Source organism: Hymenobacter terrigena (genome assembly GCF_054776515.1).
Map to the genome: position 1 here is coordinate 427,874 of NZ_BAAHBU010000002.1, position 24,869 is coordinate 452,742.

General features: G+C 61.2%; 23 protein-coding genes. 15 read left to right on the plus strand and 8 right to left on the minus strand.

The window, feature by feature from the left end; genetic code table 11:
* Positions 1–142 precede the first annotated feature (142 nt).
* The gene (gene rho, locus ACYU7Q_RS08740) at positions 143–2,344 is read right to left on the minus strand and encodes a transcription termination factor Rho (RefSeq protein ID WP_460609067.1); all 2,202 of its coding nucleotides are present in this window, start codon (positions 2,342–2,344) and stop codon (positions 143–145) included.
* Between the two features lie 450 nt (positions 2,345–2,794).
* On the opposite strand from rho, the gene serS reads away from it, so the two are divergent.
* A complete protein-coding gene (serS, locus tag ACYU7Q_RS08745) occupies positions 2,795–4,069 on the plus strand; it encodes a serine--tRNA ligase (RefSeq protein ID WP_460609068.1) in 1,275 nt (424 codons plus the stop codon).
* A gap of 230 nt (positions 4,070–4,299) precedes the next feature.
* On the opposite strand, the gene ACYU7Q_RS08750 is transcribed toward serS, so the two are convergent.
* Complete coding sequence (locus tag ACYU7Q_RS08750; protein WP_460609069.1) at positions 4,300–4,572, minus strand: ubiquitin carboxyl-terminal hydrolase family protein; 273 nt, start codon at positions 4,570–4,572, stop codon at positions 4,300–4,302.
* 206 nt (positions 4,573–4,778) lie between these two features.
* Here ACYU7Q_RS08750 and ACYU7Q_RS08755 point away from each other — a divergent pair, with 206 nt between their 5' ends.
* From ACYU7Q_RS08755 to ACYU7Q_RS08765, 3 genes are all read left to right on the plus strand, one after another.
* A complete protein-coding gene (locus ACYU7Q_RS08755; protein WP_460609070.1) occupies positions 4,779–5,516 on the plus strand; it encodes a dioxygenase family protein in 738 nt (245 codons plus the stop codon).
* Positions 5,517–5,651: 135 nt separating this feature from the next.
* On the plus strand, positions 5,652–6,188 hold the full coding sequence (locus tag ACYU7Q_RS08760; RefSeq protein ID WP_460609071.1) for a hypothetical protein: 537 nt from the start codon (positions 5,652–5,654) through the stop codon (positions 6,186–6,188).
* Positions 6,166–6,876, plus strand: coding sequence for a pirin family protein (locus ACYU7Q_RS08765; RefSeq protein WP_460609072.1), 711 nt, complete (start codon positions 6,166–6,168; stop codon positions 6,874–6,876). Before ACYU7Q_RS08760 ends, ACYU7Q_RS08765 begins: the two co-directional genes overlap by 23 nt.
* 1 nt (position 6,877) lies before the next feature.
* Here ACYU7Q_RS08765 and ACYU7Q_RS08770 read toward each other — a convergent pair whose 3' ends face one another.
* Complete coding sequence (locus tag ACYU7Q_RS08770) at positions 6,878–7,885, minus strand: glycosyltransferase family 9 protein (protein ID WP_460609073.1); 1,008 nt, start codon at positions 7,883–7,885, stop codon at positions 6,878–6,880.
* A 1-nt stretch (position 7,886) separates the two neighbouring features.
* Positions 7,887–9,623, minus strand: a complete 1,737-nt coding sequence (locus ACYU7Q_RS08775) for a helix-hairpin-helix domain-containing protein (protein WP_460609074.1) — start codon at positions 9,621–9,623, stop codon at positions 7,887–7,889.
* Between the two features lie 160 nt (positions 9,624–9,783).
* Between ACYU7Q_RS08775 and ACYU7Q_RS08780 the strand changes: the two genes are divergently transcribed.
* The 8 genes from ACYU7Q_RS08780 to ACYU7Q_RS08815 all read left to right on the plus strand — a co-directional run bounded on the left by ACYU7Q_RS08780 (position 9,784) and on the right by ACYU7Q_RS08815 (position 16,642).
* Entirely contained in the window at positions 9,784–10,197 is a 414-nt protein-coding gene (locus tag ACYU7Q_RS08780) for a lipocalin-like domain-containing protein (RefSeq protein WP_460609075.1), read from the plus strand.
* A 215-nt stretch (positions 10,198–10,412) separates the two neighbouring features.
* Positions 10,413–11,045 (plus strand): thioredoxin family protein, encoded by a 633-nt coding sequence (locus ACYU7Q_RS08785; RefSeq protein ID WP_460609076.1) that lies wholly within the window; start codon positions 10,413–10,415, stop codon positions 11,043–11,045.
* A gap of 18 nt (positions 11,046–11,063) precedes the next feature.
* Positions 11,064–12,104 (plus strand): FAD:protein FMN transferase, encoded by a 1,041-nt coding sequence (locus tag ACYU7Q_RS08790; protein ID WP_460609077.1) that lies wholly within the window; start codon positions 11,064–11,066, stop codon positions 12,102–12,104.
* A gap of 64 nt (positions 12,105–12,168) precedes the next feature.
* On the plus strand, positions 12,169–12,366 hold the full coding sequence (locus ACYU7Q_RS08795) for a DUF4266 domain-containing protein (RefSeq protein WP_460609884.1): 198 nt from the start codon (positions 12,169–12,171) through the stop codon (positions 12,364–12,366).
* Positions 12,367–12,389: 23 nt separating this feature from the next.
* Positions 12,390–13,757 carry a DUF3570 domain-containing protein gene (locus ACYU7Q_RS08800; protein WP_460609078.1) on the plus strand — a complete coding sequence of 456 codons (1,368 nt, stop codon included), beginning with the start codon at positions 12,390–12,392 and terminating at the stop codon, positions 13,755–13,757.
* 132 nt (positions 13,758–13,889) lie between these two features.
* Entirely contained in the window at positions 13,890–14,300 is a 411-nt protein-coding gene (locus ACYU7Q_RS08805; protein ID WP_460609079.1) for an EVE domain-containing protein, read from the plus strand.
* Between the two features lie 105 nt (positions 14,301–14,405).
* Positions 14,406–15,998: a hypothetical protein gene (locus ACYU7Q_RS08810; RefSeq protein ID WP_460609080.1), complete on the plus strand. Its 1,593-nt coding sequence runs from the start codon at positions 14,406–14,408 to the stop codon at positions 15,996–15,998.
* An 89-nt stretch (positions 15,999–16,087) separates the two neighbouring features.
* The gene (locus ACYU7Q_RS08815) at positions 16,088–16,642 is read left to right on the plus strand and encodes a DUF4252 domain-containing protein (protein WP_460609081.1); all 555 of its coding nucleotides are present in this window, start codon (positions 16,088–16,090) and stop codon (positions 16,640–16,642) included.
* A 76-nt stretch (positions 16,643–16,718) separates the two neighbouring features.
* Here the strand turns inward: ACYU7Q_RS08815 and ACYU7Q_RS08820 are convergent, their stop codons facing one another.
* Together ACYU7Q_RS08820 and ACYU7Q_RS08825 are read right to left on the minus strand one after the other, a co-directional pair.
* The gene (locus tag ACYU7Q_RS08820; RefSeq protein ID WP_460609082.1) at positions 16,719–18,014 is read right to left on the minus strand and encodes a Xaa-Pro aminopeptidase; all 1,296 of its coding nucleotides are present in this window, start codon (positions 18,012–18,014) and stop codon (positions 16,719–16,721) included.
* A 150-nt stretch (positions 18,015–18,164) separates the two neighbouring features.
* Positions 18,165–18,623 carry a hypothetical protein gene (locus tag ACYU7Q_RS08825; RefSeq protein WP_460609083.1) on the minus strand — a complete coding sequence of 153 codons (459 nt, stop codon included), beginning with the start codon at positions 18,621–18,623 and terminating at the stop codon, positions 18,165–18,167.
* Positions 18,624–18,828: 205 nt separating this feature from the next.
* On the opposite strand from ACYU7Q_RS08825, the gene ACYU7Q_RS08830 reads away from it, so the two are divergent.
* From ACYU7Q_RS08830 to ACYU7Q_RS08840, 3 genes are all read left to right on the plus strand, one after another.
* Positions 18,829–19,167 carry a hypothetical protein gene (locus ACYU7Q_RS08830; protein WP_460609084.1) on the plus strand — a complete coding sequence of 113 codons (339 nt, stop codon included), beginning with the start codon at positions 18,829–18,831 and terminating at the stop codon, positions 19,165–19,167.
* Positions 19,168–19,344: 177 nt separating this feature from the next.
* Positions 19,345–19,731: a hypothetical protein gene (locus ACYU7Q_RS08835; protein WP_460609085.1), complete on the plus strand. Its 387-nt coding sequence runs from the start codon at positions 19,345–19,347 to the stop codon at positions 19,729–19,731.
* Positions 19,732–19,993: 262 nt separating this feature from the next.
* Positions 19,994–20,368 carry a hypothetical protein gene (locus ACYU7Q_RS08840; RefSeq protein WP_460609086.1) on the plus strand — a complete coding sequence of 125 codons (375 nt, stop codon included), beginning with the start codon at positions 19,994–19,996 and terminating at the stop codon, positions 20,366–20,368.
* A 78-nt stretch (positions 20,369–20,446) separates the two neighbouring features.
* On the opposite strand, the gene trxA is transcribed toward ACYU7Q_RS08840, so the two are convergent.
* Both trxA and dnaE read right to left on the minus strand, forming a co-directional pair.
* Positions 20,447–20,776, minus strand: a complete 330-nt coding sequence (gene trxA / locus ACYU7Q_RS08845) for a thioredoxin (protein ID WP_046244603.1) — start codon at positions 20,774–20,776, stop codon at positions 20,447–20,449.
* Between the two features lie 241 nt (positions 20,777–21,017).
* Positions 21,018–24,731 (minus strand): DNA polymerase III subunit alpha, encoded by a 3,714-nt coding sequence (gene dnaE / locus ACYU7Q_RS08850; RefSeq protein WP_460609087.1) that lies wholly within the window; start codon positions 24,729–24,731, stop codon positions 21,018–21,020.
* Positions 24,732–24,869: the final 138 nt, after the last annotated feature.

The following is a 24,869-nucleotide window of genomic DNA, read 5'->3' on the forward strand; positions in this document are numbered from 1 at the left end:
ACGGGCTTTTTCGGGCCCCATTCAGATAATTGAATTATTTTTATAAATTGAATAATTCAGGAAATTAGCCAACGTTTTAAACCATCAAAAAGGCCCGCTGCATTGCTGCAACGGGCCTTTTTGTTTTTGAAAAAACGACCTATTAGCCGTTCATGGCCAGCAGGAATTCTTCGTTGTCCTTGGTGCCTTTGATGCGGTCCTTGAGGAATTCCATGGCCTCGGTGGCCGTCATGTCCGACATGAACTTGCGCAGCACCCACACGCGGTTCAGCTCGTCTTTGCTCATCAGCAGGTCTTCGCGGCGGGTACCGGAAGCCGGGATGTCGATGGCCGGGAACACGCGCTTGTTGGCCAGCTTGCGGTCCAGCTGCAGTTCCATGTTGCCGGTGCCTTTGAATTCCTCGAAGATAACCTCGTCCATTTTGGAGCCGGTTTCGATGAGGGCCGTGGCGATGATGGTGAGCGAGCCGCCGCCCTCCACGTTGCGGGCCGCGCCGAAGAAGCGCTTGGGCTTCTGAAGCGCGCCGGCGTCGATACCACCCGAAAGGATGCGCGACGAGCTGGGCTGCACCGTGTTATAAGCGCGGGCCAGGCGGGTGATGGAGTCGAGCAGAATCACCACGTCGTGGCCGCACTCGACGAGGCGACGCGCTTTGTCCAACGCCATTTCGGCAATTTTTACGTGGCGGTCGGCCGTTTCGTCGAAGGTCGAGCTGAGCACTTCGGCCTTCACGGTGCGGGCCATGTCGGTCACTTCCTCGGGGCGCTCGTCGATGAGCAGCACCATGAGGTATACTTCGGGGTGATTCTCGGCAATGGCGTTGGCGATTTCCTGGAGCAACACCGTTTTACCGGTTTTGGGCTGGGCCACGATGAGGCCGCGCTGGCCCTTGCCGATGGGCGCAAACAAATCGAGCACGCGGGTGCTGATTTGGGTGGGCTTGGTGGTCAGCTTCATGCGGTGGTCGGCAAAAAGCGGCGTGAGGTGGCTAAACGGCACCCGGTCGCGGACCTCCTCCACGGTTCGGCCGTTCATGCTTTCCACGCTCACCAGGGCAAAGTATTTCTCGCCCTCGCGCGGCGGCCGGATGCTGCACACCACCGTGTCGCCGGCCTTCATGGCGAACTGCTTCACTTGCTGTGGCGATACATAAACGTCGTCGGGCGAGGCCAGGTAGTTATAATAAGGCGAACGCAGGAAGCCGTAGCCGCCGTCGGGCATTAGTTCAAACGTGCCACCACCGGGCACCACCAAATCGAGGTCCTGACGCTGGGGGCGCTGGTTCTGCTGCTGGTTTTGGCCTTGATTCTGGCCCTGGTCGGTGCGGGGCGAGCCGTCGGGATTTTGCTGGCGCTGCTGGCGCTGCAGGTCGCGCTGAGCGTAGCGCTCCTCGCGGGTCAGGTTGCGGTGGTTGTTATTGTTGCCTTCGCCGCGGGGTTGGTCGTTGCGCGGCTGGTCCTGGCGCGGCTCACGCTCCTGGCGGGGCTGGTCGTTACGCGGCTGCTGATTGTCGCGGTTTTCGCGGGGCTGCTGGTCCTGGCGAGGCGTGCGGGGCTGGTCCTGGCGGTTATCGCGCACTTCGCGGTTGTCGCGCTCAAAACGGTCGGCGCGGTTTTCGCGACGGTCGGCAAAGCCATTGCCACCAAAATCGCGGCGGCCGTTGGCGTTGCCTTCGCGGGGGTCGGTACCAGGTTCGGCAGCGGGCGCGGCGGCCGCCGCGGCTTCGTTAGCAGCTTTTTCGGCGGCCATTTCGGCGGCGCGCTGTTCGGTGATGGGCCGGCCGGCGCGGTCGACGCGCTCCCGGCGGGGGCGGTCGGGGCGGGGAACAACGGCGGTGGTATTCTGGGAATCGGTGTCGGCCGCCGTTTCGGCGGCAGTGGCCGGAGCCTGGGCCAGGGTGGCACCAGTAGCTTCAGAAGGCGCTACCAGAGCCAGACCCTCAATAGAGTCCAATATCTCGACCGTGGGGGCCGGGGCGGTAGCAACTGCCGGAGCCGGCGCTTCGGCTACTGCAACGGCCGCTTCGCGGCGCGGCTCGCGGGCGGGGCGGGCATTTTGGGCCTTAGCGGCGGGCGGCGCCACATCGGAAAAAGGCTGTTCGGCCGTGCTGGGGGCGGCCCGGCGGGTGGCAGAGCGGGCGGGCCGGGCGGAGTTGGCGGCGGGGATGGCTGCTGCCGGGACGGGAGGGGCTTCGGCCGCGCTGGGGGTGAGGGCCTGCTGGTCGAGGATTTTGTAAATCAAATCCTGCTTGCTGAGCCGTTTAAAGTTGCCGACGTTTAGCTTTTCGGCAATTTCCTTGAGGTCGGACAGCAGCCGGTCCTTCAACTCGTTAATGGTGTACATAATGGGAATAAGGGGGGAACATCTGGCTGTAAAGCGCGGGGGGCTGGCTGCCCGCTGAGGCCCACTGGGGGCACAAAAAAGCCAGCTACGGCACGGCGGCGGGGCCGCTGGAAATATTAATTCGCGGGGTCCGAACGAGCTACTAGTGAGCGGCGCACGGTGCGAGATGAATACGCAGGAAAATGAGGTGCAGAATGGGCCGCTGAAAATTCAGCAAACAGGCGGACCAGCGACGGGCACTGTGGCCCGCGGGCCCGACCAGGGCGGCCGGTTGCTCCCGCAATGTTAGCGCATTACGGACAAACTGCCAAATCGGATGCCTTGCGGCTGGTGTTGGAACACGAGGCGCGGCAAAATAAGTTGCGCGCCGCGCCAAGGCTTTCGCAGCCAAGGCGGTGGTGAGGTCGGTTTTTACTTACGACCTTTGCCCGGCTTACCCCAACCTGCCTCATGCTGCAACTTTCCGTTCTCCGCGACCAGACCGACCTTGTACTGGCCGGCCTCGCCAAAAAACGCTACGCCACCGGCCCCGCCGACGTGGCCGCCATCCTCGACCTCGACCAGCGCCGCCGCCAGCTCCAGACCAGCCACGACTCGGCCCAGGCCGAGGCCAACGAGCTAGCCCGCCAAATCGGTGGCCTCATGAAGTCCGGCGACAAAGCCGGGGCCGAAACCCTCAAGGCCCGCACCGCCGAGCTCAAACAGCACACCCAAAGCGCCGCCGCCGAGCTGGCCCAGGTGGAAAAAGAGCAGCAGCAGCTCCTTTATAAGCTGCCCAACCTGCCCCACGCCAGCGTGCCCGAAGGTCGCACCGCTGCCGATAATGAAGTGGTGCGCGAGCATGGGGCCAAGCCCGAACTCGGTCCCGACGCTGTGCCGCACTGGGATTTGATTAAGAAGTACGACATCATCGACTTCGAGCTGGGCGTGAAAATTACCGGCGCGGGCTTCCCCGTGTATAAGGGCCAGGGCGCCCGCCTGCAGCGCGCGCTCATCAACTTTTTCCTAGATGAGGCCCGGGCCGCTGGCTACACCGAAATGCAGCCGCCCATTCTGGTGAACGAGGCCAGCGGCTACGGCACCGGCCAGCTCCCCGACAAGGAGGGCCAGATGTACCACGACGCCAAGGACGACCTTTACCTCATCCCCACGGCCGAAGTACCGCTGACCAATATCTACCGCGACGAGATTATTCCGGTGGAAAAGCTGCCCGTGCGCATCACTGGCCACACGCCCTGCTTCCGCCGCGAGGCCGGCTCGTGGGGCGCCGATGTGCGCGGCCTCAACCGCCTGCACCAGTTCGACAAGGTGGAAATCGTGCAAATCACGGAGCCGGAGCACAGCTACGCAGCACTCGACACCATGGTGGCCCACATCGAAGGGCTGCTGCAAAAGCTGGAACTGCCCTACCGCGTGCTGCGCCTCTGCGGCGGCGACATGGGCTTCACCAGCGCCCTGACGTTTGATTTGGAGGTGTGGAGCGCCGCCCAGGGCCGTTGGCTCGAAGTGAGCTCGGCTTCAAATTTTGAGACCTATCAGGCTAACCGCCTAAAGTGCCGCTACCGCGCCGATGGCGGCAAAACGCAACTCCTGCACACGCTGAACGGTTCGGCTTTGGCGCTGCCGCGCATCGTGGCCGCCTTGCTGGAAAACAACCAGACGGCGGACGGCATCAAGCTGCCAGCGGTGCTGCACTCGTATTGCGGATTTGACAAAATTGGGTAGTCGCCTGTCATTGCGAGTGGAGCGCAGCGGAACGCGGCAATCCGTCCTCTCAACACCAAAATGCCCTAAGATGTGAAAAGCCCCAACTCTATTCCAGAGTTGGGGCTTTTACTTTCAAAAAGGGTTGGTCACAATATTAGGTGTCTGTTTTGACAGGACGGATTGCCGCGTTCCGCTGTGCTCCACTCGCAATGACAGATGGGCGCGCCGCTCACAATGACAGGCAATCTTTAGTACTCCGCCATTTCCTCGTCCACGTAGCACCAAAGCCACCGCTCGCCGGGCTCGGCCGAAGACACGACCGGGTGCTGGCTGGCGTGGAAGTGCTTGGTAGCGTGCTTATTTCTGGAAGAATCGCAGCAGCCGACGTGGCCGCACTGCTGGCAGACGCGCAGGTGCACCCACGTATCGCCGAGAGCTATGCACTCGGGGCAGGCATATTCGGGAGCGGTTTTGAGGCTGGTGAGGGCCGTGAGGTGCTGGCAGGGTTCGGTTTCGGGCATGACGGAGGGGCGTTTGGAGAAGGCAGATGACCGGCCGGGACTGCCCGGCTCATGAAATATAGCAATTCTTTTTGCGAGCCGAACGGCGAAACCGTCGAGCCGCTGCCCGAAACCGGCGATTCGGTAGCAGCCGCGGGAATGTTAGAAGGCAGCTTTGGGTAATCTAATCAGCAATCCGATTCCCTAACCGCTTAGCCCCTATCATCATGGAAAGAAAACACTTTTTGAAAAGCCTCCTGATGGGCACTGCCTCGGTACCCGTGCTGCTATCGGCTTGTAGTAAAGACACAGCGACGCCCACTTCCAGCACAACGACCACCGGCACGACGGGAACTACGGGCACCACCGGCACTAGTTCGGGCAGCTGCGCGGTGGCCCCCACCGAAACCGAAGGGCCTTTCCCCACCAAAGTGCCGTCGTCGTACGTGCGCAGCGATATCCGCGACGGCAAGACGGGTTACCAGTTGGATATCAGCATCATTCTCACCAATAGCAACAGCAGTTGTGCCGCCCTGGCGGGCGCGCTGGTTGATATCTGGCACTGCGACGCCGAGGGCAACTATTCGGAGTACGGCGGCACGGGCATGCAGGCCACCAACTACCAGTCGGTGCACTTCCTGCGCGGCCGGCAGGTAACGGATGCCAACGGGCAGGTGAAATTCACGAGCATTTTCCCGGGCTGGTATTCGGGGCGCGCCACGCACATCCACGTGCACGTGTACTCGGCCACCGGCACTTCGCTGAAAGTGACCCAGATTGCCTTCCCCGAAGGCACGGGCACGGCCTTGGCGGCCGTGAACGGCTACGCCAAGGGTATGAGCGGCTACACCACCAATGCCGCTGACAACGTGTTCAGCGACGGTGTGGCGCAGGAGCTGGCTACGGTGACGGGCAGCACAGCGGCCGGGTTTCATCTGGCGTTTTCGATGGGTGTGCCAGCATAGGCTAGCCGTAGGGTGCGGGGTCGTACCCGGTAGGGCTTGCCCCCGCGCCCGTCGGCCGCGCTGCTTTGTGTTATTTACATCGTTCACCGACGGGCGGGGGCAAGCCCTACCGGGTACGACCCCGCCCCCTACCCAATGCCCGACCGTCACATCACGCTGTGCTACCGCAAAATCATCGATGCTACCGCTGCCCGTTCCTGGGACCGGTTGGTGTGGAACGACAGCTACGCTGAGTTCCGGCTGCAGGCGCAGAATTTCAACCCTGGCAACCAGTACCGCTCGTTTGGCGAAATCCTGCACTTTGTGCCGGGAGCCGAGCGGCTGCATTTCCTGGTGAGCGGGGCGGTGACGGGCTACGTGCAACAGCTCAACGAGCGCCTGCCCGACATTACCGATAACCTGGGGCGGCCGTTTCTGCGGTTCAAGCGGTTCCAGTTCGAGCTGATTAACTCCGACTTACACGATAAAAGCAAGCACCAGGTAGCGGTCAATTTTGTGTCTGAGCCGCTGCGCTGGCACGATACTGTGGGCGCGTTTCTGGTGGTATCGAAGGCTTCTGCGGCATCGGTTGCTACTGCCGAAATTTTGACGCATCTGGTGCAGCTTCAGCCGTTTCTCAGTATTTATTCCATCCTCACGCCTGCTTCCGATGATAGCGCAAACGCCAGGTAAAATCTTTCTGGCCGATGAGCGCGGGCTGGCCGAATCAGACCGCTTTCGCCGTTACAGTACGTTCAGCTTCGGGCCATTTGCGCACCCGCACAAGGAGCCGTTTGGGCGACTCTACGGCCTGAATGAGGAAACGCTGGCCGGCGGCCACGCGCTGGATTTTACGGTAGCACAAGCCTCGCATGTTGTCATCATTCCCATCACCGGAGCGGTGGTACTGACCGGTTTTGGCCAACCCGAAACCACCGTAAGCGTGGAAGAAACCATGGTACTGGCGCTCCCGGCTGGCAGCATACTTCACGTGCGCAACCCCTATGACACCCATTTGGTGAGTTTTCTACACCTCTGGTTGCTGGCCGATGCACCGGCAGCCGTCAGCAAGTACCAACGCATTCGCTTCAGCAGCGAAGCCACCCAGAACCAGTTGGCGCAGTTGCTGCCGGCGGCCAGCTTGTTGCCATTTACAGTAAGTCTGGGTCGCTTTGCGGGCCGGCAGGAAGCCGTTTATCAGCTTCAAAACCCCGCCAACAGCGTGTTTGCGTTTGCCCTGGCCGGTGCTTTCGAGGTCGAAAGCCGGCTGCTGCACGAAAAAGACGGGCTAGCGCTGTGGAATGTGGCCGAAATTGAGCTCGAAGCGCTGAGCAACGATGCCTTGGTGCTCGTATTGGAACTAGAGCCGCCGGTGGCCTAAGCTAGCGCCCGTCGCGGGCCGGGGGCAATTCCAGGTTCAGGGTTTGCTCGCGCATGCACTTGAAATGGCCTTGCGGGCACTTGGCAAACCCGATTTTGGAGCAGGGCCGGCAGCTCAGCCCCTGCACTTCCAGCACCTTGAATTCGGTGCGGTAGGGGTACATGCCGAAGGCGGGCACCGTATTGCCCCACACGCTGAAAATCTCCCTGCCAAAGGCGGCTGCGATGTGCATCAGGCCGGTATCGTGGCTCACCACAAAATCGGCCTGCCGCAGCAGCGAGGCGGACTGGTGCAGCGAGTACCGCCCGCAACCCTGGTGGATTGGTAGGTTGGCGGATTGTTGGGTTGATGAATTTTCCTGGCTTACGGCTGCAATCAGCGCCTCGGCCACGGCGGCATCTTCCGGGCCACCGAGCAGTATGATGGGGCGCGGGGCCAGCTTGTGGCACAGTTCCACCAGTTTCTCCAGCGGCAGGCGCTTGGTGGCGTGCTGCGCCCCGATGGCCACGGCTACGTAGCCGCGCCGGAAGTCGACGGGCAGGGTAGTCAGGTCCACTTCCTGGCCGGCGGGGATGAAGTAATCGAGGCCCCGGCCGTCGTCTTTAACCCCCAGCGGCGCGGCAGCGGCCAGGTAGCGCAGCACGATGTGCACGCGCGGCAGCTTGTCAATCTTGAAATTAACCAGCAGCCACTTCTGCCAGTTCAGCTTATCGAAACTGCTGGATTTCACGCCCAGCCGCAGCTTGATGAGGCGGGTGCGCAGGTTGTTGTGCAGGTCGATGATGTAATCGAACCGTTCGGCTTTCAGGGCAGCCACCAGCTCGCCCAGGCTGCCGGTGAGGCAGTGTACTTTGGTGATGTAGGGATTAGGTTCGAGCAGGCTGCGGTAGCCGGGCTTGGTGGCAAAGTGCACCTCCGCGCCCGGCACCTGCTGCGCCAGCGCCCGCACCACGGGCGTGGTGAGGACGATGTCGCCGATGGAAGAAAAGCGGAGAACGAGGATTTTCACGCTACTCAAACAACGACTTTTTGTACTCAAGCGGCGGCTTGATGGCGGCTTTGCGAGCCTCAAAATAGGCTGCCACTTCTTCCACCGACTTCGCGTTGAACGTCATTTCCTTCGTCAAATGGCCTTTGCGGCCCATCAACACGCCGTAGCGCATGTCCTCGTAGCCGTTGGTGTGGTGAGCATCGGGATTAATACTGAGCTGCACGCCCTGGTCGAGGGCGTAGCGCACCCAGCGCCAGTCGAGGTCGAGCCGCCAGGGGTTGGCGTTGATTTCGATGATGACCTGGTGCTGGGCGCAGGCGTCGATGACGGCTTTGTAGTCGATGGGGTAGCCTTGGCGGCGCAGCAGCAACCGGCCCGTGGGGTGGCCCAACATAGTGGTGTAGGGGTTTTCGATGGCGCGCAGCAGGCGGTTGGTGGCCTTGGCCTCGTCCATTTTCAGGTTGGAATGGACGCTGGCCACGATGAAATCGAAGCTGGCCAGCACGTCGTTCGGGTAGTCAAGGGAGCCGTCGCCGAGGATGTCGCTTTCGATGCCTTTGAAGATGCGGAACGGGGCCAGCTCAGCGTTCAGCTGGTCAATTTCCTGGTGCTGCTGGCGCACGCGCTCCACGCTCAGGCCATTGGCGTAGTGGGCGGCCTGGCTGTGGTCGCACAAACCCAGGTACTCATAGTTGTGGTCGCGCAGCCAGGTGGCCATTTCGCGGATGCTGTGGTTGCCGTCGGACCAGGTGCTGTGGTTGTGCAGGGAGCCGCGCAGGTCGCCGTTTTCGAGCAAACGGGGTAATTTTTTCTCGGCGGCGAGAGCAATTTCGCCCAAGCCCTCGCGTAGCTCGGGCACGATGAATTGCAGGCCGGCCTTCTCGTAGAGGGCTTCCTCCTGCTGAAATTTCTCGCGCCGTGCCCACTGGCGCAGCGTGCCAGAAGTGGGCAGCGGCTCGCTCAAATGCGCTTCAGCCGCGGAATTCAGGAAAACCTCGGTGGTAAAATCCTCGGGCTTCACCAGCAGCACTTCCACCTGGGTGCCCGATTCGGTGGCCGTGCCGCGCCAGGCGAACGGCCCCGAGCGGCGCGGGTCGGGCGTGAGGCCGGCCGTGCTGTTCAGCAGCTCATGCGCTTTGGCCGGCTTGTCGGTGGCGGCTACCAGGCGCACGGTTTCCACGGTTTCGAGGCGGCGGCGGATTTCGCCGGCCACGGCTACCTGCTCGGTTTTCAGGCCGTCACGCAGCAGCTGGGCCAGCTCATTGCCCAGTGTTTCGGCCTGTGGGTAGAGGAGCTTGCCCTTGCTCTGGCCCGCAAACTCCAGCGCTTCGAGGATGCTGTCTTGGGTCTTTTTGCCGAAGCCCTTGAGCTTGCTCACTTGGTCGGTTTCGGCGGCTTCGCGCAGCTGCTCGATGGTTTCGATGCCCAGCTCGCGCCACAGGCTGCGAATTTTCTTCGGCCCAATGCCTTTGATGCCCAGCATTTCGACCACGCCGGGCGGCGTGACTTCCAGCAGACGCTGCAAATCGGAGAACGTGCCGGTATCGAGCAATTCGGCCACTTTGGCGGCGGCGGTTTTGCTCAGGCCGGTGCGGTCGGGCAGGCCGGAGCGCTCTATTTCCGACACCGGAAAGCTCAGCGCATCAAGCGCGTTGGCCGTGCCTTCGATGGCGCGAATTTTGAACGGGTTTTCGTCGTGCAGCTCCATGAGCTGGGCGGCCAGCTTGAAGGCACGGGTCAGGGCGCGGTTATCCACGGGGAAGGGCTTTTAGGGGCACGAAGGTAGTTTATCCCCGGGCTTACGTGGCACGGGCGGTTTGGATTGCCGCCGGCTCCGAACGTCAACTCTGTCCTTCAACTGCCCCGTTGCATCGGCCGTACCTTGCCGCTACTCCAGTTGCTATTCGTCGCTTTCAATGGTTAACTCCCCTTCATTTGCCCGTCTGCTGCTGGCCCCGCTCCTGCTGGTCGCGGCCTGCAAGCACCACAAGCCGGCCGTCGTTACCTCCTCCCCCGCTTCCATGAAGCAGCTGGAAGGCACCTGGCTGGCCTCGCACGAAGAAAACCGGGGCGATACGCTGGTGTACCGCCCCAACACCTACAAATTCCCGCCGGCGCGGGGCCGTACAGGCTTCGCCATCAGGTCCTTCGGCCGGTTCGAGCAGTTCGATATCGCGCCCGCCGACGGCCTGGTCGGCCACCCCGGCACCTGGACCGCCGACGGCACTACCCACCTCATCATTCACCTCACGGACGGCCACGAACCCAATTACACGCTCGAAATTCTGTCGCTGAATAATAATGTATTGAAACTGCGGCGAGTGAAATAAGGCGTTTGAACACTAAATCAGCCCTTTCAGCGCGGGGCTGGTGCTATGGCACCGGCGTTTCACGGCATATTCATTTCCTGGCAGGAATTTTCGCATAAGGCGGTGAGCGAAATGCCCCCGGCTCCGCGCTTCAACTTCCGGCCCTGCCCGTCGTAGAAATCAGTGGAGCAGGGGCGGCTTTTTCGCAGTCTCTCACTTTTTACGCGTTTATCCCCATGTCCCTCGTCCCTTCTTTTGGCCCTGTACGGGCCTTTACCCTTGGCCTGGCCCTCATCAGCCTGGCCCCGGTCCACGCCCAGAAAACCACGGTTAAGACTAAAAGCAGCAAGGTTAAAACCAGCACCGCAACCAGTCCGCCCCTGGGCGAACCCAAAGAGGTGGCCGCCGCGGCCATGCCGACGGAGCCCATCCCAAAGTCGCCCGGTATCTCGGCTCCGCAGGTGGTGAAAGCTGAGCTACCCGCCGGTTGGATTTCCGACCTCGACGCGGCCCAGGCCCAGGCCAAAGCCACCAACCGTCCCATTGTGGCCGTTTTTTCGGGGTCCGACTGGTGCAAGCCCTGCATCATGTATGAGCAGGAGGTTTTTGCCAAGCCCGAGTTTATGACCTACGCCAAGGACAAGCTGGTGCTGGCCCACTTCGATTTTCCGCGCCTGAAAAAGAACCAGCCCACTGCCGCTCAGCTCAAGCTGAACGAAGCCGCCGCCGCGCAGCTTAATAAGGAAGGTGATTTCCCGCTGGCCGTTGTCATCGCGCCCGATGGCAAGGTGCTGGCCAAAACCGGCTACATCGCCGGCGGCCCGGCCGCCTTCGAGGCCTACCTGAAAAAGGTAGTGCCCACGCTTTAGGCAATCATGCATTCGACTTTGAAACCTGGAATTGCCGTTTGGGCGCTGCTGGTCATGCTGTTTTTGGCAAGGCCGGTCAGCGCCCAAACGGCTGCGGCCCCGCGCCATACCTTCACGCGGAGCGCCCACCTCATGGGCTCGCACTTCACCTTCACGGTGGTGGCCGAGGATGATTCGACCGGGCAGCGGGCCTTGCGGGCGGGCCTGGGCGAAGTGAAGCGCATCGACCGGCTGATGTCGTTCTGGGATTCCACGTCGGAAGTGGTGCGGATAAATCGGGCGGCGGGTGTGCGGCCGGTGGCCGTATCGCCCGAAACATTTGATTTGATTACCCGCACGTTGCGCCTGTCCCGGCTCAGCGACGGCGCGTTCGACATCACCTTCGCCAGCGCCGACAAACTATATAAGTTCGACCGGCAGGCCCACCCTGCCCTGCCCGACTCGGCGGCCGTCCGGGCGTCGGTGCGGCGCATTGGCTGGCAGAAAATCCAGCTGGATGCCGCCAAACACACGGTTTTTCTGCCCGAAAAGGGCATGCGCATCAACCTGGCGGGCATTCTGCAGGGCTACGGCCTGCGCCGGGCCAAACAGGTGCTCGACAAAATGGGCACCAAGGGCGGGCTGATGAATGGCTCGGGCGACATTTATTGCTGGGGCCGGCAGGCCGACGGCTCGCTCTGGCGCGTGGCCATCGGCGACCCCGACCACCCCAACAGCGTGGCCGCCTGGGTCGATGTGACCGATATGGCCGTAGTCACGGCCGGCAACTACGAGCAATATTTCACGGTGGGCGGGCAGGTGTACGGCCACATCATCAACCCGCACACCGGCTATCCGTCCATCGGGCTGCGCTCGGTCACCATCCTTTGTCCCGATGTGGAACTGGCCGACGGATTGGACGAAGTCGTCTTCGTGAAAGGCCCAACCGCCGGTTTGGCTTTCATCAACAGCCTGAAGGGCGTTGATTGCACGCTGATAACCGACGATAACCGGACGCTGGCCTCGCGCGGCATGACGCTGAACTACTACCACGGCGCGACTCCGGCCGCCCGCCCCTGATTTTTCGTACCCAATAACTGTGAAAAGAATATCCCTATCCGCGCATCCCCGCCTGGCGCTGGGGCTGTTGCTGCTGCCCCTGGGGGCAGCGCTGCCGAGCTGCGTTTCGGTGAAAGCCTACCAGAAAGTGTATCTCAACGACGAGGACATGAGGCTGGCCAGCAAAACCGTGGAAACGCCCGAGACCAACTTCGAGAGCTACCGCGAGGGCGCCGGCGGAGCCAACGGCGGCAAAGTAGGCGGCGGCTGCGGCTGCAATTAATCACTCCGTATCGGCCCGATTCCTTGAAAAAGCTATTATTCCCGCTGCTGGCCCTGAGTGCCCTGGCCACCCCGGCCTTGGCCCAAACCGGCACCACGCAAAACCCGAACCGCATCGACGGCTACGGCGCGCCGGTGAGCCCCTCGGTGCCGGTGAGCCGCGCGGCCGACGAAACCACCATCGACATCATCGGCGGCTATTACCAGCAGGACGGCAGCCACGGCGCGGTTGAAGGCGGCCGCGGCACCCAGCAGCTCACCGATGTGCCCCCGGCCATCATCGTGAACGTGCCGCTGGATACGGTGAGCCGGCTGACGGTGAATGTGGGTGCCGATTTCTACGCTTCTGCTTCCACCGACCGCATTGATTTTGCGCTGAGTACGCCCTCGGCTAGCGACGTGCGCTACCACGGCGATTTCGGCTACAGCCGCGAGCAAAAGGCCAAAGGCACCATTTGGGGCGTGGGCACGGGCGTTTCGAAAGAATACGACTATCTGTCGTTTAACCTGGCCGGCTCCTTCGCCAAAACCTCGCAGGACGGCAACCGCCAGCTGAGCCTGGCGGGCCAGGTGTTTTTCGACCGCGTGACGCTGATTCAGCCGCTGGAGCTGCGGGAAGGCTATTCAACCGGCTCTACCACCAACCGAGGCGAGAAGAATTACGGCTCCGACACGCGCCAGACCTATAACTTCACGGCCACCTACTCGCAGGTGCTCACCAAGCGGTTGCAGGCGGCCATCAGCACGGAGCTGGTGTCGCAGAACGGCTTGCTGAGCACGCCGTTTCATCGGGTGTATTTCAAGGACAACACGACGTTGAACCCAGCGCCGTCTGTGGGCGACGGCTTCTCGCCCCACGTTGCCACGGCGGCCCGCATCGAGAACCTGCCCCGTGCCCGCTTCAAGTACCCGGTGAGCCTGCGGCTGAATTACTACGCCACGGATTTGGTTCAGGTGCGCGCTTTCTACCGCTTTTACAACGACAATTTTGGCATCACAGCCCACACGTTCGAGCTGGAACTGCCCGTGAAAATCACGCCGTTTTTCGTCGCCTACCCCTTCTACCGCTACCACACCCAAACGGCCGCCCAGTACTTCGCACCCTTCATGGAACACTCCATCAACGACGCTTATTACACTTCCGACTACGACCTGTCGGCCTTCTCCGCCAACAAAGTGGGCCTGGGCCTGCGCTACTCGCCGGTGTATGGCATCGGCCGCTTCCACGTGCCGGGCAAAAACGTGCAGGGCCTGCCCCGCGTCATGCGCTTCAAATCCCTGGATTTGCGCTACGCCAACTACCAGCAAACCGGCTCCACCATCTACACCGCCGCGAATCGGGCCGACCTGAAGGCCAACATTATCAGCTTCGATTTGGGCTTTGCCCTCTGAGAACCGGGGCATTTGCGCCCGGATTTATTTTCTTTGCGGTGTGTAAACCAACGGCCGGCCGGCATCAATGCCAGTGCCGGCCGTTTGCATGTCGCGTCATTCACTCAGTCACTCCCTCACTCAGTCACTCTTTTGAAACACTGGCTCGTTAAATCGGAACCCGAAGCCTACTCCTGGGCCACCTTCGTGCAGGAAGACGGCACCGCCTGGACCGGCGTGCGCAACTACCAGGCCCGCAACAACCTGAACCTGATGCAGCCCGGCGACCTCGTGCTCTTCTACCACAGCGTGAGCGAAAAGGCCATTGTGGGCCTGGCCGAAGTGGCGGCTCTGGCCATCCCCGATGCCACGGCCGAGACGGGCTCGCCCTGGGTGGCCGTGCCGCTGCGGCCGGTGCAGCCGCTGTCCCGGGCCGTGGGCCTGGCCCAGCTCAAGGCCGATGCGCGGCTGGGCGAACTGGCCCTCATCCGGCAGTCGCGGCTGTCGGTGCTGCCAGTACGCCCCGAGGAGTTCGATGCCATTCTGGAGCTGGGGGCCGAATAAGATGGTGAGTCGCCAGACAAAACGCAGAATTCGGTTGTAACTTTAAAGTAGTAGCCACGCGTTAGAAACGGGTACATTCACAGTTGTTTTTTACGGCGCACGGGCATGAAACTTCGCTACCTTTTGCTGCTTTCACTGGCGACGCTGGCCGCCCCCGCAGCGGTGCGCGCCCAGCAGAAGCCCCCGTTGCCGCTCCCCGCCAACGCGCCCCGCCAGCCGGCGCGCACCGAGCTGCTGCTGGACCGCCACGAGAGCGAGGCGCACGTGCAGCCCCTGGCCGCCGATAGCACCGTGGTGGTGCTACTGGGCCGCGAGCGGCCGCTGTCGAATAAATCCACGTTTTCGTTTCAGCAGTACGACCGCGACCTGCACCTACGCCAGGAGCTGCCGCTGGAAATTGCCGACGAGTTTGATTTTACCCGCATGTGCGCCGAGGGCACCACGGTGTATGCCCTGTTCACGTCGCACACCAACCCCGGCCGGCTGCTGGTGGCCGCCTTCGATGGCCGGGTGGGCCAAACCCGTACCCAAACGTTCGACACCAAGCTCAGCCGCGAGGTGGTGGAGCTGAAGGCCCTCGACGGCCGCCTATTCGCCACGGTGCTGCTTAATGACCAGCAGCACGTCACGGCCCTGCTGCTCGACGTGGCCACCGGCCAGATGCAGTACCTGCCTTCCGTGTACGAGCCGCTGCCCACCCAGCTCACCTTCGTGGCCGATGCCGCCAGCCGGCGCGCCGAGTACGTGCTGAGCCAGACCAACGGCCGCAAAAGCCGCCTGCTCCTCAAGCAGCTCACCGACAAAGGCCAGCTCGTGAGTTCTGAATTCGTGCAGGCTGAGAGCGAACGCAGCCTCATCACGGCCCAGCTCACGCCCCCGCAGGACACCACGGCCCGCCTGCTCATGGGCACCTACTCGCTGCGCGACCCTACTTACGCGCAGGGCCTGTTTGCCACCGACCTGAGCAAGGGGGCCAATACCGGCATCAAGCCCCCGCTGCGGTTCTACGATTTTCTGCACCTCAAGCATTTCTTCGACTACCTCAAGCCCAGCCGCCAGGCCCGGCTGCGGCTGCGCACCGAGCGCCGCCTGGCCCGGTCGGTGCCGCCCTTGCGCTGGCACTACCGGCTGCTGCTGCACGAGCTGCTGCCCCAGCCCGACGGCGGCTACGTGCTGGTGGCCGAAGTGTACTACCCCCACTACCGCTACAACAGCTACGGCAGCTACACCGGCCCGCTCTACAGCGGCATCGGCAACCAGTATGGCTCGCCCTACAGCAGCGCTCGAATTTTCGATGGCTACGAAACCACCCACGCCTTGGTGTGCGGCTTCGACCGCGCCGGCAACCTCATCTGGGACAATACCTTCGTGGTGGAAAACCTACGCCGGTCCGAGCTTGAAGAAGCCGTGCGCCTGCAAACCCTGCCCGACGGCCGCGTGGTACTGGCCTACCTCGATGACAACAAGCTGCGCTACAAGCTGGTGAAGGGGGCTGAGTCGTCGCCCAACGACCAGCAGGTGCCCATCCAAATCGGGACCGGCCCTACCGATAACGGCGCCGAGCACGCCACCGATACCTACCAGGCCGACCTGCTGCCCTGGTTCGGCAGCCGCTTTGTGGCTACTGGCTACCAGCACGTGCGCGTGGAGCACGGCAAAGACCGGGACGTATTTTTCCTGAACTCGGTGGTGTTTTAAGTTAAAGCGGACGGGTTTAGTCGCCTCGGAATAACCGTGACGCGGGATTGGCGCGTACAACGCACCTATCCTCTCGCCACCTTTGCCGCATGATTAATAAACTCCGCTTCCCCGTCCTCATCCTGTTTCTGCTGCTGGCCGGCTGCCGCGCCGGTGGCCCCGGCTCGCCGGCCCGCACGGTATCCTCGTTTTTCTCGAAATACGAAGGCCGCGAAGGCTTCAAAACCACCGAATGGTCGGCCGACCTGCTCCAGCGCCTAGCCTTGGTGAAAGCCGCCAAGCTCCTCGGCGGCTCCGACCTCACCAACGCCATCACCGGCATCCGCTCGGCCAAGGTCATCAGCTTTGCGCCCACTACTACTTCGGCCAAAGAGCTGGCCAGTCAGGGCCTGCGCAGCGAAGCCGCCGGCATCCTGCAAAACAATAAGTACGACCCACTCACCACCGCCGGCTTCGGCGGCAGCAACTACGCCGTGTCCACGCGCGGCTCGGGCAATAGTATTTCGGAGTTTGCCGCCCTCGGCACCCTGCCCGACGTGGCCGATTCCTTCGTGCTGGTATCGGTGCAGGGCAATTTCACCAGCTCCCAGGTTGCGGCGCTGAGCAAGTACCTACCGCAGATTGTGCAGGCCACCAGCAAGTAATTTGTCAACTTGAAATAAACGCAAAATGCCCGGCGGAACCTTCGTTCCGCCGGGCATTTTGCGTTTACTTTATACTCTATCGGCCCTGGGCCATCAAGGCTTCAATCTCCTCCGCCTTAATCGGAATGTTGGCCATCAGGTCCTCATTGCCGTTGGCCGTGAGCAGGATATCATTCTCCAGGCGAATGCCCAGGCCTTCCTCGGGAATGTAGATGCCCGGCTCGCAGGTGTACACCATGCCCGCCTCGAAGGTGCGGTACTTGTAGCCCACGTCGTGCACGTCGAGGCCCAGGTAATGGCTGGTGCCGTGCATGAAATACTTCTTGTAAAGCGGCGCGGCGGGGTCCTGGTTTTTCACGTCGGCGGCGTTCAGCAGGTCGAGCTTGATGAGCTGCTGCTCCATGAACTCGCCCACGGCCTGGTGGTAAGCTTCGATTTCGCCGCCGGGCACGAGGCGCGTTTTGGCAAAATCCATCACGCTCAGCACGGCATCGTACACCTGGCGCTGGCGCGGCGTGAACTTGCCGTTCACGGGAATCGAGCGCGAAAGGTCGGCGGCGTAGTTGGCGTATTCGGCGCCGAAATCGAGCAGAATCACCTCGCCGTCCTTGCACTGGTTGTCGTTGGTGGTGTAGTGCAACACGCAGGCATTTTTGCCGCTGGCCACGATGCTGCCGTAGGCCGGCCCCCGGCTGCGGTTGCGCATGAACTCGTGCACGATTTCGGCCTCAATCTCGAACTCCCACACGCCCGGCTTCACAAAGCCCAGCAAGCGCCGAAACGCCTTGCCCGTGATGTCACACGCCTCGCGCATCACCCGGATTTCCTCGGGGCTCTTGATGGCGCGCAGCTGGTGCAGCAGGCGCGCCGCCCGGCGGTAGGTGTGCAGCGGGTACTGCGCCTGCAGGCTCTTGATGAAGCGGGCATCGCGCGTTTCCACCTCCACCACAGCCCGGATGTGCTCGTTAGAAGGCAGGTACACATTCTCGGCCTCGTTCATGAGCGCGGGCAGCACCGACTTGAAGCTATCCAGCCACATAATGGTCGGGATGCCAGAATTGGCACGCGCTTCGTCCTTGGTCAGCTTGTAGCCTTCCCAGATGAGGATGTGCTCGGAAGTTTCCTTCAAAAACAGGATTTCGCGGTGCTGCGGCAGGCGCGCATCCGGGAAAATTACGAGGATGCTTTCCTCCTGGTCCACGCCGGACAGGTAGAACAAGTCGTTGCTCTGGCGGAAAGCCATAGTGCCGTCGGCATTGGTCGGCATGATGTCGTTGCTCTGAAAAATAGCCAGCGACGCCGGCGGCAGCAGCTCGCGGAAGCGGCGGCGGTTTTCAATAAAAAGCTCGGGGGCAAGGGGAGCGTAGCGCATGGGCAAGAGTTGAGTTGGAATGGGGCCGCAAGTTAGGTAGTCGGCAGCCGGCACGGGCTGCCGCCACAGGCCGGTTCCGAACGGAACAAAAACCCAAAAAGCCCTTGCTTATCGTAAGCAAGGGCTTTTTGAATGGTTAACCGCTGAACCTTACATTTTGGTTGAGGTCTTTTTTACGGTCGTTTTGTTGGCTTTGTAGCGCATGTCGGGCGTGCCGTCGGCCTTCAGAGGGCCGGTGCTCATCTTGGTGGTTTTGGTCGATTTGTTCTCCGAATAGCGCATATCGGGCGTGCCATCGGCCTTCATTTTGGTGCTGCTAGTCGAAGTCGACGACTTGGTCATGCCCGAGGGCGTGGTCATCGTGCTCGATTTGCTGGTGGTAGCCGCGCCCTTGGTCATGGTGCTCGACTTGGTCATGCCCGCCGGGTTGGTCATCGTCGACGACTTCACCGTCGTTTTCGTGGCCGGGGCCTGCATGGTTTTGGTCGTCGTCATTTTCGACGAGCTGGTGCTCATCTGGGTGCCGGCTGCCGGGGTAGCCGTTTGGGCCTGGGCCACCGAGCCGCCAAGCATGCTGAGAGAGACGAGGAATCCGAGAATGCGTTTCATGGTAATGGGAGTAAGCTGAAGAGTGAGAGAATGCGCCTCCTACGCAGTTTCGGGCCGCGTGGTTGGATGGCAATGTAGCTATTTTTTCATATTCCTTTTTCATATTCCGTGCCAACGTCATTTCCCCGCTGCCGTACTGGTTAAACCTTTCCGGCGGCCCAGCCTCCAACCCGCATCTTTCCCCTCATTATTATTTCTTATTCCCATGCAAAAGTCCTTGTTTTCGCTGTTGGCCACCGTTAGCCTGCTGGCTGTTTCCTATACTTCCGTGGCCCAGGTCGTGACGCCCGGCATCAACGCCCGCCAGCGCAATGAGCGCGCCCGCATCCGCCAGGGCGTAGCCTCCGGCGAGCTCACCCGCCCCGAAGCCGCCCGCCTCAAAGGCCGCGAAGCCGAAATCCGGCAGGACAAGCGCGCCGCCCGCGCCGATGGCATTGTAACCCGCGACGAGCGCCAGGACATTCGCAAGGACGAAAACCAGGCCAGCCGCGCCATCTACCGCCAGAAGCACGACGCCCAGGAACGGCCCCGCGCCGTGCGCTAAGGCAGTCGGTCCTATCGCCTCTTATTACGTTGCTAAAATCCCTGCATCTGTTATCAGATGCAGGGATTTTTTATGAACAATGGTTGAGTTTTTAAATTAAATATTACTTTAGTGCACACAAAGACATACCCGGCTGGAATCTGCCGGTTCATCCATCCACTTCCTGCCGCTCTTTTTATGAAACACATTCTTTACTCCGTCCTAACTATCAGCTCTTTGTTGCTACTTGGGGCGCCCTCAGCCAGCGCTGCTCCTACCCACCACAGCCTGAACGACACGCCCGCCGACGCACAGCGCAAAACCGCCGCCCGCGAGCAGAAGGCCGCCGCCCGTGCAAAAGTTGTCGCAGCCAAGAAGGCTTCCAAAATGCAGCGTCTTGCCGTAAAATCCCGCAAAGTATCGAGTAAGCTTCAGCGAGCCGTACTCGTGATTCTTGGCCTGGAAGAGAGCAAAGCCGTTACCTCGCCGGCACGCCTTCGCCGCCAACTCCACTCCCACCAGAAACAGTTGAAGGCCCGGGCACGCATGGCCGCCCGCGCCCATCGCCACCGTGCCCATGAGTAGGCCTCAGCCGGCTTAATTACCCTAAAACGCCCCTTGCCGCCCCCGGCAAGGGGCGTTTTGCTATTCATTAAAATGGTACACCTTCACTGTTCTGGTTCACTACAGCAAAACACCTGAACACAGTAGAAATAATTTGTGAATTTATTATGAAATATATATTTTAGTATATAATCAAGGCCAACGGTAACCCAGGGGCCGCTGCAAGCGCGGGCCCCTGGTAGTCCGGCATGATTTCATTCTTTCCCCTTTTCCCAACACTATCATGAATATACACTGCTACACCTTGCTGCTAGCCGGAGGGCTGCTGCTATCTCCGGACATTGCTGCCGCGGCACCTGGCCGGGCTTCCGATACCGAAGATAATCCGACCGAAATCCAGCGCAAGGCGGCACGGGAGCGCGCTGTAGCAGCCAAAAAAGCCGCCTTAATGACCCGCACCAACGCCCGAACCACCCGCAAATCATCTACCAAGCTCCGCAGGGCCGTGCTCGTGCTGTTGGGCCTGGAAGCCACCCGGAAAGTCACCTCCCCAGGCAAGTTGGACTGGCGCTTGCACCAGCACCAGAAGCAGCTGAAACGGCAGGCCCTGCACGCCTCTCAGGCCCGCAAACGGCGCTGCACCCGCGCCCTGAACTAGTACCTGGTCTGACTTTCGGCCATAAAAAAGCCCCGTGCCAATGCGGCAAGGGGCTTTTTTAGCATCAGGCGGTGGCAATTAAGCCGTCACCTGGGCTTCGAGCTTCTGGGCGAGCACGTGCTTGGGCACGGCGCCTACTTGTTTATCAACGATTTGGCCATTCTTGAAGACCAGCAGCGTGGGGATGCTGCGGATGCCGAACTTCATGGAAGTTTGGGGGTTGGCGTCCACGTCAACTTTGCCGACCACGACTTTGCCTTCGTATTCGCCGGCCAGCTCCTCCACTACGGGGCCCACCATGCGGCAGGGGCCGCACCATTCGGCCCAGAAATCGACCAATACGGGCTTGTCGCCGCCGATGATTTCGTCAAAATTGGCGTCGGTTATCTCAATTGCTTTGTGTCCCATTTCAATTTGGGTTGGGGTTAAAAATAGTCTGGCGTATACGGCCAACGGGGTCGCAAGGTAGCAGATTGGATGGTAAAACAGCGGGACCGGGGGAAAGTTCAGCGGGGTGGTTTCCGCCGGACGAAGGTCGCAAAATTCTATCCGAACGTCACGCCGAGCACCACGAAGCATCTGATTACCGGCGCGCATCCCACGCCAGCTTTAACTAAGCACGTCGCGACGCCCAGCACGACAGACGGGCCTAAATCAGCGTGCAAACTTCCATGTCCAGCTCCTTCATCTTCTCGATGAAAGCCTTGGGCTCAATCTGGAAGCGGCGCGAGAACATATCCACCGCCAGGTGCTCGTGCGGCTCCACAAACTGGATTTCGAGGCGCTTGCCGCCGGGCGCGTGCTCGATGGCTTCTTCGAGGCGGTCGAGCATGGGGGCGGTCACGGTGCGCAGGTCGAGGCGCACGCGCACGCCTTTGCTGCGTTTTTCGGCCACGTCGGCCAGCGGCTCCATGGTCAGGATGCGCAGGTCCCACTGGTCCTGGGTGTGGCGGCGCAGCTCCTGCTTGAGCTTGACGTACATGGGCGGCACCTGCTCGTTGGGGTAGTTGCGCGGGTTGATGAGGGGCGCGAATTTGGTGTAGTCGTCGCGGAACAGGGCCGGGTTGATACTCGTCTCATAATCCTCCAGGGTGAAGGTGCAGAAGGGCTGGCCGGTTTTCGTTGTCTTGAATAACACATTGTTAATCAAGCCAGCTACGGCAATTTCCTTGTTCTTGATTTCGTCGACTTTCTCCAGGCCGCAAGTGCAGTAGGCGTCCAGCTCCAGCTTGTAGGCGTCGAGCGGGTGGCCCGAGAGGTAGAAGCCCACCACTTCTTTTTCGCGGCGCAGCTGCTCGGTTTTGCTCCAGGGCTCCATGTCGTGGATTTTGGGCATGGGGGCGGCCACCGCGCCAAAGGCGCCCGCGCCAAACAGGCTGTGCTGGGCCGATTCCTTGGCCGCCGCGTGTTGCTGCCCCACGCGCATTGCCTTTTCGATGAGGTTCTGGTCGCCGGCCGGGGCATCGAGGTAGAGGCGGCGGTGCTTGTCGAAGCCGTCGAACGCGCCGGCCTGAGCCAGGCTTTCGAAGGTTTTCTTGTTCACGGTGCGCAGGTTTACACGCTTGGCGAAGTCGAAAATATCAGAATACGGGCCGGCTTTCTCGCGCTCCTGCACCATGCTTTCCACGGCCAGTTCGCCCGCGCCCTTCACCGCGCCCATCCCGAAACGAATGGCGCCTTCCTGGTTCACGTTGAATTTCAGGAGGCTTTCGTTCACGTCGGGCCCGAGCACGGGCACGCCCTGCTTGCGGGCTTCCTCAATGAAGAAGGTCACCTTCTTGATATCGCCCATGTTGTTGGTGAGCACGGCGGCCATGTACTCGGCTGGGTAGTTAGCTTTCAGATAACCAGTCTGGTAGGCCACCACCGAGTAGGCGGCCGAGTGCGAGCGGTTGAAGCCGTACTCGGCAAATTTCTCCATCACGTCGAAGACTTCGTTGGCCTTTTTCGCCGGGATGCCGTGGATGTTCTTGGCGCCTTCGATGAATTTCTCACGCTCCAGGGCCATCTTTTTCATGTCCTTTTTACCCATGGCGCGGCGCAGCAAGTCGGCGCCACCGAGCGAGTAGCCGGCCAGAATCTGGGCCGTCTGCATAATTTGCTCCTGGTACACCATGATGCCCTGGCTGTACTCCAGGATGGGTTTCAGCAGCTCGTGCGGGTACTCCACCTCCTCGCGGCCGTGCTTGCGGTTGATGAAGTTCGGGATGAACTGCATCGGGCCGGGACGGTACAAGGCGTTCATGGCAATCAAGTCCTCGATGTTGGTCGGCTTCAAGTCCTTGAGGTACTGACGCATCCCTTCGGATTCAAATTGGAACGTGCCGATGGTGTCGCCGCGCTGGTAGAGCGCGTAGGTCTTTTCGTCGTCGAGCGGAATATTGTCGATGTCGATTTTCACGCCGTGGTTGCGCTCAATCAGATTCATGGCATCCACGATAACCGTCAGGGTTTTGAGGCCCAGAAAGTCCATTTTCAGCATCCCGGCCGATTCAATCACCTTGCCGTCGAACTGCGTGATGAGCAGGTCCGAGTCCTTGGAGGTCGAAACGGGGATGTACTTCGTGATGTCGTCGGGCGCGATGATGACGCCGGCGGCGTGGATGCCGGTGTTGCGCACCGAGCCTTCCAGCTGCGTGGCGAGGCGCAGAATCTGGCCCTTCAGGTTTTCGGGGCTTTCGTCGCGCCGAATCATGTCCAGCTCCTGGTTTTCGGCGAAGGCGCCGGCCAGGGTGGTGCCGGGCTTGTCGGGCACCATTTTGGTGAGGTCGTTGGTGTGCGGCAGGGGCAGCTCCATGGCGCGGGCCACGTCCTTGATACTGGACTTGGCGGCCATGGTGCCGAAGGTAATAATCTGGGCTACCTGCGTCTTGCCGTACTTATTTACCACGTAGTCAATGACTCTCTGACGGTTCACGTCGTCAAAGTCAATGTCAATATCAGGCATCGACACACGCTCGGGGTTGAGGAAGCGCTCGAACAGCAGCGAATACTTAATCGGGTCGATGTTGGTGATGCCCACGCAATAGGCCACCGCCGAGCCGGCGGCCGACCCCCGGCCCGGCCCCACCGCCACGCCGATGTTGCGGCCGTGGTTGATGAAGTCCTGGGTGATGAGGAAGTAGCCGGCAAAGCCCATCGTCTGGATGATGCGCAGCTCGTAATCAAGCCGTTCCTCAATTTCGGGCGTGCGCTCGGAGTAGCGCGGCGGCTTGCTCATCGTCACCACGCCCTTGCCAGCGCTCGGCCCGAAAGCGCCCACGTAGGTCAGCTCGCGCAGGAATTCGTCGGCGTTGGCGAAAGGCGCGGGAATGGGGAAGTTGGGCAACAGAATGTCACGCGCCAGCTTCGGGGGCGTGATTTTGTCGACAATCTCATTGGTGTTGTCCACGCTTTCGGGCACGTCGGCGAACAAGTCGTTCATCTGCGCCTGCGTCTTGAAGAAGAACTGGTCGTTGGCGAAGCCGAAGCGGGTGTGCGGCTTGGGCTTCTGCAGTTCCTCGTCGATGCGCCGGAGCTGGCGCATCGCCATTTCATCGCGGGAGTGGTCGCGGCGCAGATTGTCGAGCAGGTCGTACTTCACCTCGCCCTGATTGGTCATCAGGGTGTAGTAATTGGTGCGAATGTCGCCGACGGGGATGCTGTGCTCCTCGCCGGTGTTCACGCACAGCAGCAGGTCGTGGGCGGCGTAGTCGGTCTGGTCGACGTAGTGCGAGTCGTTGGTGCAGATGACCTTGACGTTGTATTTCTTCGCAAAGCCCAGCAGAATCTGGTTCACGTCTTCCTGGCTTTTGCCGGTGCCGTCGAAATTCATCAACCCGTGGCGCTGGATTTCGATGTAGTAGTCCTCGCCGAACAAATCGAGCCACCACTTTAGCTTTTCCTCGGCCTCAGCTTCGGTGCCGAAGAGGATGGTTTGCGGAATCTCCGCCCCGATGCAGCAGCTCGTGGCAATCAGACCCTCGTGGTATTTGAGCAACAGCTCCTTGTCGATGCGCGGGAATTTGGAGTACACGCCCTCGATGAAGCTCAGCGAGCAGAGCTTGGCTAGGTTGTGGTAGCCTGCCTGGTCCTTGGCCAGCAACAGCTGGTGGTGGCGGGTGTCGCGCTCGCCCTTTTCGCGGCTGAATGCCTTCTTGTGGCGGTCCTCCACGAGGTAAAACTCGCAGCCCACGATGGGCTTCACGTTGTACTTGTTGGCCTCAGCCACGAAGTTGAACGCGCCGAACATGTTGCCGTGGTCGGTGAGGGCCACGGCGGGCATGCCGTCCTTCTGGGCCTTCTTCATCAGGGCCGAAATGCTGGCTTGGCCGTCGAGAAGCGAGTATTGCGTGTGGCTGTGGAGGTGCGAGAAAACGGGCATAGGGCAAGGCGTTGGGAACGGGCTAATCGTAAAGATACCCCCGGCTGGCAGGCATTCCCAAACCCTAAACTCCTGCGTGCTGATTCCCTGACTGCTGCGTTTTTTACGGCTCGTGAGCCGGCCCCACCCCGCTTTTCG

Excerpts from the sequence above, each read along its gene's own strand:
- ACYU7Q_RS08755 (WP_460609070.1), top strand. The coding sequence starts at position 4,779 with ATGGAAAGAAAACACTTTTTGAAAAGCCTCCTGATGGGCACTGCCTCG.
- ACYU7Q_RS08815 (WP_460609081.1), top strand. The coding sequence starts at position 16,088 with ATGATTAATAAACTCCGCTTCCCCGTCCTCATCCTGTTTCTGCTGCTG.
- ACYU7Q_RS08825 (WP_460609083.1), bottom strand. The coding sequence starts at position 18,623 with ATGAAACGCATTCTCGGATTCCTCGTCTCTCTCAGCATGCTTGGCGGC.
- trxA (WP_046244603.1), bottom strand. The coding sequence starts at position 20,776 with ATGGGACACAAAGCAATTGAGATAACCGACGCCAATTTTGACGAAATC.
- rho (WP_460609067.1), bottom strand. The coding sequence starts at position 2,344 with ATGTACACCATTAACGAGTTGAAGGACCGGCTGCTGTCCGACCTCAAG.
- ACYU7Q_RS08840 (WP_460609086.1), top strand. The coding sequence starts at position 19,994 with ATGAATATACACTGCTACACCTTGCTGCTAGCCGGAGGGCTGCTGCTA.
- ACYU7Q_RS08765 (WP_460609072.1), top strand. The coding sequence starts at position 6,166 with ATGATAGCGCAAACGCCAGGTAAAATCTTTCTGGCCGATGAGCGCGGG.
- ACYU7Q_RS08750 (WP_460609069.1), bottom strand. The coding sequence starts at position 4,572 with ATGCCCGAAACCGAACCCTGCCAGCACCTCACGGCCCTCACCAGCCTC.
- ACYU7Q_RS08785 (WP_460609076.1), top strand. The coding sequence starts at position 10,413 with ATGTCCCTCGTCCCTTCTTTTGGCCCTGTACGGGCCTTTACCCTTGGC.
- ACYU7Q_RS08760 (WP_460609071.1), top strand. The coding sequence starts at position 5,652 with ATGCCCGACCGTCACATCACGCTGTGCTACCGCAAAATCATCGATGCT.
- ACYU7Q_RS08830 (WP_460609084.1), top strand. The coding sequence starts at position 18,829 with ATGCAAAAGTCCTTGTTTTCGCTGTTGGCCACCGTTAGCCTGCTGGCT.
- serS (WP_460609068.1), top strand. The coding sequence starts at position 2,795 with ATGCTGCAACTTTCCGTTCTCCGCGACCAGACCGACCTTGTACTGGCC.
- ACYU7Q_RS08820 (WP_460609082.1), bottom strand. The coding sequence starts at position 18,014 with ATGCGCTACGCTCCCCTTGCCCCCGAGCTTTTTATTGAAAACCGCCGC.
- dnaE (WP_460609087.1), bottom strand. The coding sequence starts at position 24,731 with ATGCCCGTTTTCTCGCACCTCCACAGCCACACGCAATACTCGCTTCTC.
- ACYU7Q_RS08835 (WP_460609085.1), top strand. The coding sequence starts at position 19,345 with ATGAAACACATTCTTTACTCCGTCCTAACTATCAGCTCTTTGTTGCTA.
- ACYU7Q_RS08780 (WP_460609075.1), top strand. The coding sequence starts at position 9,784 with ATGGTTAACTCCCCTTCATTTGCCCGTCTGCTGCTGGCCCCGCTCCTG.
- ACYU7Q_RS08810 (WP_460609080.1), top strand. The coding sequence starts at position 14,406 with ATGAAACTTCGCTACCTTTTGCTGCTTTCACTGGCGACGCTGGCCGCC.